This window comes from Streptomyces sp. NPDC088762 (genome assembly GCF_044750905.1).
Classification (GTDB): Bacteria; Actinomycetota; Actinomycetes; order Streptomycetales; family Streptomycetaceae; genus Streptomyces.
Window position 1 is genome coordinate 190,910 of the sequence record NZ_JBIVKT010000012.1, and the last position, 13,204, is coordinate 204,113.

10 protein-coding genes are annotated in these 13,204 nt (G+C 71.1%); 8 read left to right on the forward strand and 2 right to left on the reverse strand.

What is annotated here, in order from left to right; all coding sequences use genetic code 11:
- From ACIP5M_RS25535 to ACIP5M_RS25545, 3 genes are read left to right on the forward strand one after another with little or no spacing between them, the layout of a single operon-like run.
- Positions 1–885 (forward strand): SDR family NAD(P)-dependent oxidoreductase, encoded by an 885-nt coding sequence (locus ACIP5M_RS25535; protein WP_401201047.1) that lies wholly within the window; start codon positions 1–3, stop codon positions 883–885.
- 11 nt (positions 886–896) lie between these two features.
- Positions 897–2,189: an amidohydrolase family protein gene (locus tag ACIP5M_RS25540; RefSeq protein ID WP_401201050.1), complete on the forward strand. Its 1,293-nt coding sequence runs from the start codon at positions 897–899 to the stop codon at positions 2,187–2,189.
- Positions 2,186–3,415 (forward strand): amidohydrolase family protein, encoded by a 1,230-nt coding sequence (locus tag ACIP5M_RS25545; RefSeq protein ID WP_401201053.1) that lies wholly within the window; start codon positions 2,186–2,188, stop codon positions 3,413–3,415. The genes ACIP5M_RS25540 and ACIP5M_RS25545 overlap by 4 nt, the downstream gene beginning before the upstream one ends.
- Before the next feature lie 24 nt (positions 3,416–3,439).
- On the opposite strand, the gene ACIP5M_RS25550 is transcribed toward ACIP5M_RS25545, so the two are convergent.
- On the reverse strand, positions 3,440–6,499 hold the full coding sequence (locus tag ACIP5M_RS25550) for an NACHT domain-containing protein (RefSeq protein ID WP_401201055.1): 3,060 nt from the start codon (positions 6,497–6,499) through the stop codon (positions 3,440–3,442).
- Between the two features lie 124 nt (positions 6,500–6,623).
- On the opposite strand from ACIP5M_RS25550, the gene ACIP5M_RS25555 reads away from it, so the two are divergent.
- Genes ACIP5M_RS25555 through ACIP5M_RS25565 form a run of 3 tightly spaced genes read left to right on the forward strand, consistent with a single transcriptional unit; the run spans position 6,624 to position 9,321 of the window.
- Positions 6,624–7,547 carry a sterol desaturase family protein gene (locus ACIP5M_RS25555; RefSeq protein ID WP_401201058.1) on the forward strand — a complete coding sequence of 308 codons (924 nt, stop codon included), beginning with the start codon at positions 6,624–6,626 and terminating at the stop codon, positions 7,545–7,547.
- Positions 7,544–8,227, forward strand: coding sequence for a lysoplasmalogenase (locus tag ACIP5M_RS25560; protein ID WP_401201060.1), 684 nt, complete (start codon positions 7,544–7,546; stop codon positions 8,225–8,227). Before ACIP5M_RS25555 ends, ACIP5M_RS25560 begins: the two co-directional genes overlap by 4 nt.
- Before the next feature lie 50 nt (positions 8,228–8,277).
- Positions 8,278–9,321: a zinc-dependent alcohol dehydrogenase family protein gene (locus ACIP5M_RS25565; RefSeq protein ID WP_401201062.1), complete on the forward strand. Its 1,044-nt coding sequence runs from the start codon at positions 8,278–8,280 to the stop codon at positions 9,319–9,321.
- Between the two features lie 73 nt (positions 9,322–9,394).
- Here the strand turns inward: ACIP5M_RS25565 and ACIP5M_RS25570 are convergent, their stop codons facing one another.
- Positions 9,395–10,939, reverse strand: coding sequence for a S8 family serine peptidase (locus ACIP5M_RS25570; protein ID WP_401201065.1), 1,545 nt, complete (start codon positions 10,937–10,939; stop codon positions 9,395–9,397).
- Positions 10,940–11,195: 256 nt separating this feature from the next.
- Between ACIP5M_RS25570 and ACIP5M_RS25575 the strand changes: the two genes are divergently transcribed.
- A complete protein-coding gene (locus tag ACIP5M_RS25575; protein WP_401201068.1) occupies positions 11,196–11,561 on the forward strand; it encodes a DUF485 domain-containing protein in 366 nt (121 codons plus the stop codon).
- Complete coding sequence (locus ACIP5M_RS25580) at positions 11,558–13,186, forward strand: cation acetate symporter (RefSeq protein WP_401201070.1); 1,629 nt, start codon at positions 11,558–11,560, stop codon at positions 13,184–13,186. Before ACIP5M_RS25575 ends, ACIP5M_RS25580 begins: the two co-directional genes overlap by 4 nt.
- The last annotated feature ends 18 nt before the right edge of the window (positions 13,187–13,204 follow it).

Here is a 13,204-nt window from a genome sequence, read left to right on the forward strand (position 1 = left end):
ATGCGACTCGAACCGGGACAGGTGGCCGTCGTCACCGGCGCCGCCAGTGGCATCGGCCTCGCCATGGCCCGCCGCTTCGCCGCCGAGGGCCTGAAGGTGGTCCTCGCCGACGTGGAGGAGGGCGCCCTGCGCAAGGCCGCCGAGGAACTCCTCGCCGAGGGCGCCCAGGTCCTCGCCAGGACCGTCGACGTCAGCGACCGCGACTCCGTGCTCTCGCTCGCCGACGCCGCCTACGAGACCTTCGGCGCCGTGCACGTGCTCTGCAACAACGCGGGCGTCGGCTCCGGCGCCGAGGGCCGCATGTGGGAGCACGAGCCCAACGACTGGAAGTGGGCCTTCTCCGTCAACGTGTGGGGCGTCTTCCACGGCATCCAGGCCTTCGTCCCCCGCATGATCGCGGGCGGCGCCCCCGGCCACGTCGTCAACACCTCCTCGGGCGACGGAGGCATCGCCCCGCTGCCCACCGCCTCCGTCTACGCCGTCACCAAGGCGGCCGTGGTCACCATGACCGAGTCCCTCTACGCCCACCTCAAGGCGGAGGGCGCGGCCGTCGGCGCCTCCGTCCTCTTCCCCGGACCGCACATGCTGCGCACCGGACTGTGGGAGTCCCACCGCAACCGGCCCGAGCGCTACGCGAAGCAGCGCCCGCGCAAGACCCCGTACCGCAGCCTCGACCAGTACGAGGCGGCGATGAAACAGGCCGGCCACGAGGTGAACTTCACCCCGGTCGAGGAGGTCGCCGAGCACGTCGTCGACGGCATCCGCGCCGACCGCTTCTGGATGCTCCCGGCGAGCGAGCACAGCGACCGGCAGATCCGCGCCCGGTCGCAGTCGATGCTCGACCGCGCCAACCCCGCCTACCTGGAGAGCTTCATCCTCGACTGAGGAGCCACGCCGTGAGTGACACACCGTACGAAGACCCGTACCTGATCATCTCCTCCGACTGCCACGCGGGCCTGCCGACCGAGCGGTACCGCCCCTACCTCGACTCCCGTTTCCACCGCGAGTTCGACGAGTTCCTCGGCGAACGCGACGCCCGCCGCGCGGAGGCCACCCGCCTGGGCGTCCGCAACGAGGCCTTCGCCGAGAAGTGGTTCCACGACCACGAGGAAGGCCTCAAGGGCGGCTGGGACACCGCGCAGCGGCTGAAGGAACTCGACGGCGACGGCGTGGCCGCCGAAGTCGTCTTCCCCGACGCGGACGCCGTCGACAGCCAGACCGCGGCCCCCTTCGGGGTGGGGCTGGGCCTCTCCGGCGACCAGGACCCCGAGCTGGGCATGGCGGGCGCGCAGGCGCACAACCGCTGGCTCGCGGAGTTCGTCTCCGAGAACCCGGAACGCCACTGCGGCGTCGCACTCCTGCCCATCACCGGTGAGCCGGACAGGGTCGTCGCCGAGATCCACCGGGCCAAGGAGTCCGGTCTGGGCGCGCTGATGATCCCCTCCATGTGGGTGGACAAGGCGCCCTACCACGACCGCCGCTACGACCCCGTCTGGGCGGCGGCCGCCGAGACGGCGATGCCGATCGTGACGCACTCCGGGGCCGCGCCCCGTCACGAGTACGGCGACCACCTCGGCATCTACGTCTCCGAGGTCACCTGGTGGCCCGCCCGCCCGCTGTGGTTCCTGCTCTGGTCCGGGGTCTTCGAGCGGCACCCGGGCCTGAAGTTCGGCGTCGCCGAGTCGGGCTGCTGGTGGCTCCCGAACCAGCTGTGGTTCATGGACCGGCTCTACCTCGGCGCCCACGGCGGCAAGAAGCTCTCGCCCTTCGCGGAGCTGAAGCGCCCGCCGAGCGAGTACCTCGACCGCCAGGTCTTCATCTGCGCGACGAACACCAAACGCCGGGAGCTCGCCCAGCGCTACGAGATCGGCGTGGACAACATCCTGTGGGGCTCGGACTTCCCGCACCCCGAGGGCACCTGGCCCGCCACCCGGAACTGGCTGGAGAAGACCTTCCACGACATCCCGGTCGCGGAGACCCGCCGGATGCTGGGCCTGGCGGCGGCCGAGGTCTTCGGCTTCGACACCGGGAAGCTGGCCCCGATCGCCCGCCGCATCGGCCCCACCCCGGCCGAGCTGGGCCAGAGCCCCGACCAGGCGGCGGTGGAGGCCTCCTGGGCCCGCTCCCGCGAGGTGGGCCGGCACTGGCTGACGGACCACGACTTCCCGGTCCTGGGTGTGTCGTCATGACCGACCGGACGGAGGACCGCTACACGGTCATCTCGGCGGACTGCCACGCGGGCGCCGACCTGCTGGACTACAAGCCGTACCTGGAGAAGCGGTACCACGACGAGTTCGACGCCTGGGCCGCCGGCTACGTGAACCCGTACGAGGACCTCCTCGCGGACACGGCGGACCGCAACTGGAACTCGGCCCGCCGGCTGGCGGAACTGGAGGCGGACGGCATCGTCGCGGAGGTCGTCTTCCCGAACACGATCCCACCGTTCTTCCCCAAGGCCTCCCTGATGGCCCAGCCTCCGACGGCCGCGGAGTACGCGATGCGCTGGGCCGGACTCCAGGCCCACAACCGCTGGCTGGCGGACTTCTGCGCGGACGCGCCGGGCCGGCGTGCGGGGGTGGTCCAGATCCTCCTCAACGACGTGGACGCGGCGGTGAAGGAGATCCGCCGCACGAGGGAGGCGGGCCTGACGGGCGGCATCCTGCTGCCCGGGGTCCCGCCCGGCTCCTCGGTCCCCGAGCTCTACTCGGACGCCTACGACCCCATCTGGGCGGTGTGCGACGAGCTGGACGTGCCGGTCAACCACCACGGCGGCTCGGCGTCCCCGCCGCTCGGCGACGAACCGGCGGCCCGGGCCGTCTTCATGGTGGAGACGACCTGGTTCTCCCACCGGGCCCTGTGGCACCTCATCTTCGGCGGCGCGTTCCGGCGCCACCCGGGCCTGAAGCTGGTCCTGACGGAGCAGGGCTCCGGCTGGATCCCGGGCGTGCTCGACATGCTGGACTACTACCACGGCCGCCTGGTCGCGGCCTCCGCCACGGCGGAGTCCAAGTTCGGGGCCGGCCTCGCGGAGTCGATGGGCCGGGGCCCGAGCGAGGTCTGGCGGGACAACTGCTTCGTGGGAGCGAGCTTCATGCGCCCGCACGAGGTGCCGCTGCGGGAGCGGATCGGCCTCGACAAGATCATGTGGGGCAGCGACTACCCCCACGACGAGGGCACCACCCCCTTCTCCCGCGAGGGCCTCCGCATCGCCTACGCGGGCCTCCCGCGCGAGGAGGTCGTCGCGATGGCCGGCGGCAACGCGGCCCGCGTCTACGGCTTCGACCTCCCCTTGCTGGACGCCCTGGCCGCCAAGCACGGCCCGCTGGTCTCGGAGATCGCCGAACCCCTGACGGAGGTCCCGCCGGAGGCCACCAGCCCGGCCTTCGCCCGAGGGGGGTCGGTCCGGGTCTGGTGACCTTCGGCTCCCGCCGGGAGCGGCTCAGGCCCTGAACGCGAGCCGCTCCGGCGGGATGGTCTCTGCACCCGTGACGGACGTGGCGCCGTGGACCTTGATCTTGAGTTGGTCCAGGTCCGACAGCGGAGTGAGATCGACCGTCCCGCTGGAGCCGGTCAGGAGAAGGGTCCTGAGTTCGGGCAGGGACCGCAGCGGAGCCAGGTCGAAGTCAGAGCACTGGTGCAGTGTCAGGTAGGTGAGTCGGTCGTGCGGGAGAACGTCGGTGAGGTCCGGCGCCGCATTGCTGATGAACAGGTTCGTGATCGGCGGTGCGGCGATGGTCGCGAGATCGTGGACCTGATGGTCGCCGGTGACCGTCAGGCTCCACAGCCGAGGCCAGCGGTCCAGGCCCTCGAGCGACAGGTGGCTGCTTTCGTTGTGCAGCGTGAGTGACTCCAGCCCTTCGGTCACCGGTAGGTCGGCAACGCGGTCCACCGGCAATCGGGATCCCAGGGTCAGATCGGTCAGTGCCAGACCGCGAAGCGGTCCCAGGGGCGTGCCGTCAGCAAGGTCGTACAGGCTCAGTTGGCGCAGCGGCAGTTCGGTGAGGGGAGCGAGGTCTCGCACGTTCGGGCATATCGACAGGCCGAGGAAGTTCAGGCGATCGAGGGGCGCCAGCAGGGACAGATCGTTCAAGGCGTCATTGCGGAAGACGAAGAGCCATTCGAGGTCGGGGCGTCGCGCCACCAGCCCCGGGAGGCCCGGGGCCCAGTGCAGGTTGATCCGCTTCAGATGGGTGAGCCGCCCGACCTCGGCCGCCTGCTCTTCGGTGTTCACGAGCAGGCTCGCTCCCGGTAGCTGAGCCGCCGACAGAACAGCGTCGGCGTACTCGGCCGCGTCGAACCGTGCCCAGTTGTCCGCCAGGGCGTAACCCACGCTCAGCCGGGTGTCCTGGCAGAACCGGGCGGTGATCTCCAAGGCACGCGGCCCGCCGACCCGCCCTGCCGTGAGCACGACGGCTTCCGCTTCTTCCTCGCTGAGGTCTTCGTCCAGCGGGAGGAGTTCCAGGACCAGCTCACCGGCCTTCGCCAGCTCCTCCGCCTCTCGGAGGGACCGCGGCGGCAGCAGTTTCGCGGTGCGCTCCTGCACCTCGGCGCGTATGGCCTGGTCGATCTCGGGAGCGTGCTCCAGAGAAGCTGCCGCCAGCAGGACGAGGCGGTCGTGCGCCGACTTCACCTTGTCCGCGCGGCGGAGCAGCCCCCGTAGCAGACGGACACGCTCGTCGGGACGCGCGTGGCCCACCGCCATCCGCACCACGTCGTCCCACGTGTCGTCCTGCGCGTTCTTCACCAGGACGCCGAAGTCCCGCGACTCCACCGCCGCCTTGGCGCCCAGGTAGTCCTGGAACGTGCGGTGGACGAAGACCACGGAGCCCGGCGCCGGTTCCAGGAGCAGTCCGCTGCGGATCAGCAGGTGCGAGAAGACCTGCTCCGCGCCGCCCTGCTCGCGCACCTGCGGCATCGCCTCCAGCCACTCGCCCACCAGCTCGACGGCCTCGTCCCGGCCCGCCTCCACCTGCCCGTTGCGGATCAGCCAGTACGCGAACCGCTGGAGCAACACGATCTGCTCGTCGCGGGTCAGGTAGACCCCCTCGACCCCGCCGATCTCCCGCTCCGTGTCCCGCCGGACCAGCAGCATGTCCAGGGCCGCGTCGTACAGCTCCTTCCTCGCCCGGGGGAGCTGCATCCGCCGGTCCTGGTTCAGGGCGCACAGCAGCGCGCACATCAGCGGGTTGGTCGCCAGCCGGGCCAGGTCCCGCCGGGAGGCGACCGCCTCCAGCAGGGAGGCCTCGTACACATCGACCTCCTGGCCCTCCGCCCGGGCCGCCGCGTGCCAGTGCGTGACGAAGGCCCGGATGTCCTTCTGCTCCATCGCCAGCATGGAGTGCGTCGCGAAGCCCAGCCCCGCGAGCCAGTCCTCCGGGACCGCGGAGGGCCGGGTGGTCACCACGTACCGGGCCTTGGGGAAGGCGGAGACCAGCGAGCGCAGCCAGGTCTCGGTACGGGCGCGCAGCCGCTGCGGGACCTCGTCCACGCCGTCGACGAGCACCAGCGCCCGTCCGCTGAGCATGAGGTCCTCCACCCAGCCGGGCGGGGCCGAGAGCGGGACGCCACAGGCCCGCAGGAAGTCCTCCGGCAGCGGCAGGTCGCCGGACGAGGTGAAGGAGCGCAGGCGCAGGACGAACGGGACGGAGGTGCTCCACGGGCCGTCCGTCCGCCGCGCCGCGTTGAGGGCCAGCCACTGCACCAGCGTCGACTTCCCGGAACCCGCCGGACCCCGCAACAGCACCCGGTCCGCGGACGCCAGGGCCTGTTCGGCCCGTACCGGAACCTGGTGGAGCTCCGGCTCGCCGGGCAGCATCGGCTGGTCGCCCGCCACGGCAAGGCTGATGTAGGCCACGTCCAGCGGCCATTCCCGCCGGGAGCGGCTGAGGGTGAGGCCGAAGAGCTGGAGGCGGCCGTGGGTATCGGCGACGTACCGCGCGTACCGCTCCTCGAAGGCGTACGCCGCCCCGTCCCCGCCCTCCTGAAGCCGGTCCACCGCCCGGGCCAGCTCACCGGTCCGGCGGACGAGTTCCACATCGGCCCGGGCCCCGAACCCCGGCAGTGTCGTCAGGTACTCCACCGCATGGGCGCAGGTCAGCCGGATCAGGTCCCGGCAGGCGGCCTCGGCCGCCGGGCTGAGTCCGGCGGCGGGCGGCACGGGCAGCAGGGACGCCAGGGCCACAGGATCCAGGTCCGCGGCGAACAGGGCGTCGGCGTCGACCGCGCCCAGTGCGGCGAAGGCGTCGGCGACCGCGTCCAGCGCCGCCAGCCGTTCGTGTTCCGGCAGCCGGGCCGCTGCCGCCCCCAGCCGGTCCGCCAAGCCCGCCGCGAGCCGGCGGAGTTCGGGTGTACCGAGCTGCGCCGGGCGGCGCCAGCGCTGCGCCGGACGTACCGGATCGCTCGCGAGCCCGGCGCCCGGGACCTGCCCGAGACGCGACCTCAGCAGCGAACCCGCCGCCGTGCTCGCCACGCGTAAGACAGCCGTTTCGAGGCCTGCCATTCCCCACCCCTCCGTCGCTTCCCCTGGGCCCGGACCCTACAGCGCGAACCGTCGGTAACCTTTATGGATACCGATCGGTAACAACCCCTAGCGGCACCCCGGAGACCGCCTCTATGGTGCCGACATGCCGAACCTGCCCGATGTCGTGCTGTGGTCCATACCCGCCTTCGTGCTGCTCACCGTCATCGAGTTGGTGAGCTACCGGATCCATCCCGACGAGGACGCCGCCGGGTACGACGCCAAGGACGCGACCACGAGCATCACCATGGGGCTCGGGAGCATCGGCTTCGACCTGCTCTGGAAGATCCCGGTCGTCGCCGTCTTCACCGCCGTCTACGAACTGACCCCGCTGCGGGTGCCGTTCCTGTGGTGGACCGCCCTGTTGATGCTGCTCGTCCAGGACTTCCTCTATTACTGGCAGCACCGGCTCCACCACGTCATCCGCATCCTGTGGGCCTGCCACGTGGTCCACCACAGCAGCCGCCGGTTCAACCTCACCACCGCCCTGCGCCAGCCGTGGACCAGCGCCACCACCTGGTGGTTCTACCTCCCCATGGTGGCCCTCGGCGTGCACCCGGCCGCGATCCCGTTCTGCTACGGCATCAACCTCCTCTACCAGTTCTGGGTCCACACCGAGCGCATCGGCAAGCTGCCGCGCCCCTACGAGTACGTCTTCAACACCCCCTCCCACCACCGCGTCCACCACTCCTCCCAAGGCGGCTACCTGGACCGCAACTTCGGCGGGATCCTGATCGTCTGGGACCGGATGTTCGGCTCCTGGGTGGGCGAGACCGACCGGCCGGTCTACGGCCTCACCAAGAACATCAACACCTACAACCCGCTCCGCGTGGCCACCCACGAGTACGCCGCCATCGCCCGCGACGTCCGCGCCGCCACCACCTGGCGCGAGCGCGCCGGCCGCGTCTTCCGCGGCCCCGGCTGGCAGCCCCTGGCCTCGCCGGCCAAAACCCAGGCCCCGGCCACGGCTTCGGCCCCCGTGTCGGCGGCGCCCGTCGACACGGCCCCGGCCGCGGAGCCCGCCGCGTGAGCGCCGCCGAGTCGCCGTCGGCCCGTACGCCCTCCTGGGCCCGGCCCACACCCGCGGGAGCGGGAACGGTCCCGCGGATCATGCTCATCGGCTTCGCCGCCGCCACCGCCGTCGACCTCGGCTCGCTGCTCTTCGGCTGGCACCTCGGCCACGTCATCGCCAAGCCGCTGCTGATGCCGCTGCTCGTCGGCCACGTAGCCCTGCGCGGAGCGCCCCGGCTGCTGGTCGCCGCCCTGCTCTTCGGCTGGGGCGGGGACCTCGCCCTGCTCTTCGACGCCGAGCCGGCCTTCCTCGTCGGCATGGGCTCCTTCGCCGCCGGGCACGTCTGCTACCTGGTCCTCTTCGGCCGGCGCGCAACGAATCCGCTGCTCGGGGGTGCCTACGGACTCGCGCTCGCCGGGACCGTCGCGCTGCTCTGGGCCGACCTCCCGGCCGATCTGCGCATCCCCGTCGCCGGATACAGCCTGCTGCTCACCGCCATGGCCTACCGGTCCAGTGCCCTCGGCCGCGCCGCCGGGCTCGGCGGGGCGCTGTTCCTGCTCTCCGACACCCTCATCGCCACCGGCGTCGCCGCATGGCCCCAGCTGCCCCGCCCCGACTTCTGGATCATGGCCACCTACCTCGCCGCCCAGTACCTCCTGGCCTCCGGCACGCTCACCCGCGAGGCAGGCGTACGGTAGGGGAGGTCTTACAAGACTCAACCATTCCCGATCCGGAGGACAGCACCACCATGCGCGCCACCGTCATCCACGCCCCGCACGACATCCGCGTGGAGGAGGTGCCCGACGCTGCGATCCAGCGCCCCGAGGACGCCGTCGTCCGCGTCCTGCGTGCCTGCATCTGCGGCAGCGACCTGTGGGCCTACCGCGGCGAGGCCGAGCGGCAGCCCGGCCAGCGCATCGGTCACGAGTTCCTCGGTGTCGTCGAGGAAACCGGCTCCGCGGTGTCCGGCCTGCGCGCCGGGGACCTCGTCGTCGCTCCCTTCATGTGGTCCGACGGCACCTGCGACTACTGCTCCGAGGGCCTGTACACCTCCTGCGTGCACGGCGGCTTCTGGGGCTCGGTCGGACACGACGGCGGCCAGGGCGAGGCCGTCCGCGTCCCGCACGCCGACGGCACCCTCGTGAAGCTGCCCGCCGCGGCCCTCTCCGACGACCACCTGCTCACCGGGCTGCTCGCGCTCTCCGACGTGATGGGCACCGGCCACCACGCCGCCCTTGGCGCGGGCGTGCGCAAGGGCTCCACCGTCGCCGTCGTCGGTGACGGCGCGGTCGGCCTGTGCGGCGTCCTCGCCGCCAAGCGCCTCGGCGCCGAGCGGATCATCGCACTGGGCCGCCACAGCGTCCGTACGGACATCGCCAAGCTCTTCGGGGCCACCGACGTCGTCGCCGAGCGCGGCGAGGCCGCCGAGGCCGCCGTGCGCGAGCTCACCGGAGGCCAGGGCGCCCACGCCGTCATCGAGGCGGTCGGCACCGAGCAGTCCATGCGCACGGCCGTGAACATCACCCGCGACGGCGGCGCCATCGGCTACGTCGGCGTCCCGCACGGCAGCGGCACCGGTCTCGACCTCGGCGTCATGTTCGACCGCAACATCACCCTGCGCGGCGGTGTCGCCCCGGTCCGCGCGTACATCCCGGAGCTGCTCGAGGACGTGCTCAGCGGCGCGATCGACCCGGCGCCCGTCTTCGACCGCGCCGTGTCCCTGGACGAGGTCCCGGACGGCTACCGCGCGATGGACGACCGCAGCGCGCTCAAGGTGCTGATCAAGCCCTGACCCCCGGTCCCGTACGTAGGAAGGGCCCGGGCGGGGATCACCCCCGCCCGGGCCCTTCCCGTCAGCCGGTCGCCTACTGGACGGCCTTGAGCGCGTCGACCACGCCGTAGCCGTAGTAGCCCGTCTGGCCCCACTTGCTCGCGCAGGTGGTCGCGTTGATCAGCGTGCCCGTGGCGTCGTAGATCTGCGCCGGGCAGGCCGTCTTCGTGGCCTGGCCCTTGAGCATGGCCTGGATCTGCGACGGGGTGGCACCCGGGTGGGCGCTCTTGAGCAGCGCCGCGACGCCCGCGACGTGCGGGGCGGCCATCGAGGTGCCCTGCTTGTAGCCGTAGCCGCCGCCCGGGACGGTCGACAGCACGCGGCCGTTGGCGTCCGGCGTGGCCGGTATCTGCCACTTGTCGCCACCGGGGGCGGCGACGTCCACGACCCCGAGGCCGTAGCTGGAGTAGTACGACCGCAGGCCCTTGTCGCCGGTCGCCGAGACCGTGACCACACCCGGGAGCTGGGTGGGCAGGTCCAGGCAGACCTTCGGGTCGATGGTGCGCGGCACCGGGGTGGCGTCGTCCGGGCTGGTGTCGTCGGTGAGGGAGTCGGCGGCCAGGTCCTGGTTGGAGTTGCCCGCCGAGGCCACGTTGAGGACGCCCTTGCGCTCGGCGTACTTGCTGGCCCGCCCGATGGCCTCCACCAGCGCCTTCTGGTCGTCGTCCGTCTTGCAGTTGAAGAGCCAGGGGTCGACGTAGTAGCTGTTGTTGGTCACCTCGATCCCCTTCTCGGCGGCGAACATGAAGCCGCAGACGACCGCCTCGGTGAAGAAGAGGCTGGTGCCGGGCTCGCTCACCTTGATCGCGGCGACCTTCACGCCGGGCGCCACGCCGCTGACGCCGACGCCGTTGCGCGGGGCCGCGATGGTGCCCGCCACGTGCGTGCCGTGGTCGCTGCCGTCGGCGTACGGGCGCCAGGCGCCCTCGGTGGTGTCCGCGACACCGCCGACGCAGTTGGCCGACTGCTCCTTGGAGAAGTTCGCGGCCAGATCCGGGTGGGTGTCGTCGATGCCCGTGTCGATGACGCCGACCGTGACGTCCCGGCTGCCGTCGTTGATCTTGTGTGCCTGGTCGGCCTTGATCGTCCGCAGGTCCCACTGGTTGGGCTCCAGCGGCTCCTGACCCTCCTGGGCCTGCGACGCCGCCTTGGCGGCGTCCGCCGCGCCCAGCTGCTGGGTCGTGCCCTCCTCGGTGGTCTGCACCGTCTGGAGGGGGGCCGTACGGGTGGCACCGACCGACACGAAGAGGCCCCGCTGCGTGCGGAGCTGCTTGGCGAAGTCCGGGTTCTGGGAATGTGCGACGACGACCCCGATCTGCTCATAGGACGTCACCACCGTTCCACCGGCGCGCTCGATGGCCTTCCTCGCCTGCTTCACGGTTCCGTACGTGGTCAGGTTCGCCACGTAGGACAGCTTGGGGCCGGTGGTGTCTGCCTTGGAGGCCGTTGCCGCGTCCGCCGTGTTGCCGAGCGGAGCGGCGGAGGCCGACACCGAGGGCAGGAGGGCGAGCGAGGCGGTGAGCACCAGGCCGACCGGAACGGCGAGAGCACGCCGGCGGCCGGATCCCAGATGAGCCATGGGTTCTCCAGATCATCCTTGAAAAAGCCGTCCTGCCGCGGTCGCGGGGGACGGGTTCATGACAAGGGAACCTAGCGTCGCCGTTCCCCTCTACGCCATCAGTTCGAGGAATGAGTTTTCAAAGAAACAGTGGGTGTTGAACCGTCCCGACACGCCGGCCGTGCCGTTGACAGGGGGGATCAGCACCATCGTCCCCCGCACGGAGGTTGTTTTGTCCGTCGTCCCCACCGCACCCGCGTCACAAGGAGAGCCCCCCGTGACCACCGAAGCAGCGCCGCCGCCGGGCGGCGCGGGAACGCCGTTGGCGGGCCCCACGGCCGAAGAGTTCGGACACGTCCAGCAGAGCCCCGAGTTCGCCGAACTGCGCAGCTCCTACCGCTCCTTCGCCTTCCCGCTCACCGTGGCCTTCATCGCCTGGTACCTGCTCTACGTCCTGCTGTCCAACTACGCGGGCGGCTTCATGGGGACGAAGCTCTTCGGCAACATCAACGTCGCGCTCGTCCTCGGCCTCGCCCAGTTCGCGACGACCTTCCTGATCGCCTGGCTGTACTCGCGGCACGCCGCCGCCGAGCTCGACCCCAAGGCCGCGGCCATCAAGAAGCGGATGGAGGGCGGGGCATGAGCGCGGTGCCGCACCACCTGACGGTCGCCGCGGGAGCGAGCGAGCACCGTCCGCTGATCATCACCCTGTTCGGGCTGTTCGTCGTGGCCACCCTGATCATCACGATCTGGGCCGGCCGCCAGACCAAGGACGCCGCCGACTTCTACGCAGGCGGCCGCCAGTTCACCGGCTTCCAGAACGGCCTGGCCATCTCCGGCGACTACATGTCCGCCGCGTCCTTCCTCGGCATCGCCGGAGCCATCGCCCTCTTCGGCTACGACGGCTTCCTCTACTCCATCGGGTTCCTCGTCGCCTGGCTGGTCGCCCTGCTGCTCGTCGCCGAGCCGCTGCGCAACTCCGGCCGCTACACGATGGGCGACGTCCTCGCGTACCGGATGCGCCAGCGGCCCGTCCGTACCGCCGCCGGCACCTCCACCATCGTCGTCTCGATCTTCTACCTGCTCGCCCAGATGGCCGGCGCCGGCGTGCTCGTCTCGCTGCTGCTGGGCATCACGAGCGACGGCGGCAAGGTCGCCGTCGTCGCACTGGTCGGCGTACTGATGATCGTCTACGTGACCATCGGCGGCATGAAGGGCACCACCTGGGTCCAGATGATCAAGGCCGTGCTGCTGATCGCCGGCGCGCTGCTGATCACCTTCCTGGTGCTGCTGAAGTTCAACTTCAACATCTCCGCCCTGCTGGGCCAGGCCGCGGAGAACAGCGGACAGGGCACCAAGTTCCTGGAACCGGGCATGAAGTACGGCAAGGACTCCCTCACCAAGCTGGACTTCCTCTCGCTCGGCCTCGCCCTGGTCCTGGGCACCGCCGGCCTGCCGCACATCCTCATCCGCTTCTACACCGTCCCCACCGCCAAGGCCGCCCGCAAGTCCGTGAACTGGGCCATCGGCATCATCGGCGCCTTCTACCTGATGACGATCGCCCTCGGCTTCGGGGCCGCCGCCCTGCTCAAGCGGGCCGACATCCTGGCCTCCAACAAGGCCGGAAACACCGCGGCCCCGCTGCTCGCCCAGGAGATCGGCGGAGGCGCGGGCTCCACCGGCGGCGCCATCCTGCTCGCCGTGATCTCCGCGGTCGCCTTCGCCACCATCCTCGCGGTGGTCGCGGGCCTGACCCTGGCCTCCTCCTCGTCCTTCGCGCACGACCTCTACGTGAACGTCATCCGCAAGGGCAAGGCCACCGAGCAGGAGGAGGTCCGCGCGGCCCGCTGGTCGACCGTGGTCATCGGCGCCGTCGCCATCGGCCTCGGGGCGCTGGCCCGCGACCTGAACGTGGCCGGCCTCGTCGCCCTGGCCTTCGCGGTCGCCGCGTCCGCCAACCTGCCGACGATCCTCTACAGCCTCTTCTGGAAGCGCTTCACCACCCAGGGCGCGCTGTGGTCCATCTACGGCGGCCTGATCTCGGCGGTCGGCCTGGTGCTCTTCTCGCCGGTCGTCTCCGGCAAGCCCACGTCGATGTTCAAGGACGCCGACTTCTACTGGTTCCCGCTGGAGAACCCGGGCATCATCTCCATCCCGCTCGGCTTCCTCCTCGGCTGGCTGGGAACCGTCCTGTCCAAGGAGGAGGCGGACCCCGCGAAGTTCGCCGAGCTGGAAGTGCGCTCCCTCACCGGAACTGGGGCTCACTGAGATCCTCCGAACACCCAG

What these genes read in the sequence shown, in the direction of transcription:
- ACIP5M_RS25535 (WP_401201047.1), top strand. Translation starts at nt 1, where the DNA reads ATGCGACTCGAACCGGGACAGGTGGCCGTCGTCACCGGCGCCGCCAGT.
- ACIP5M_RS25545 (WP_401201053.1), top strand. Translation starts at nt 2,186, where the DNA reads ATGACCGACCGGACGGAGGACCGCTACACGGTCATCTCGGCGGACTGC.
- ACIP5M_RS25550 (WP_401201055.1), bottom strand. Translation starts at nt 6,499, where the DNA reads ATGGCAGGCCTCGAAACGGCTGTCTTACGCGTGGCGAGCACGGCGGCG.
- ACIP5M_RS25555 (WP_401201058.1), top strand. Translation starts at nt 6,624, where the DNA reads ATGCCGAACCTGCCCGATGTCGTGCTGTGGTCCATACCCGCCTTCGTG.
- ACIP5M_RS25565 (WP_401201062.1), top strand. Translation starts at nt 8,278, where the DNA reads ATGCGCGCCACCGTCATCCACGCCCCGCACGACATCCGCGTGGAGGAG.
- ACIP5M_RS25570 (WP_401201065.1), bottom strand. Translation starts at nt 10,939, where the DNA reads ATGGCTCATCTGGGATCCGGCCGCCGGCGTGCTCTCGCCGTTCCGGTC.
- ACIP5M_RS25580 (WP_401201070.1), top strand. Translation starts at nt 11,558, where the DNA reads ATGAGCGCGGTGCCGCACCACCTGACGGTCGCCGCGGGAGCGAGCGAG.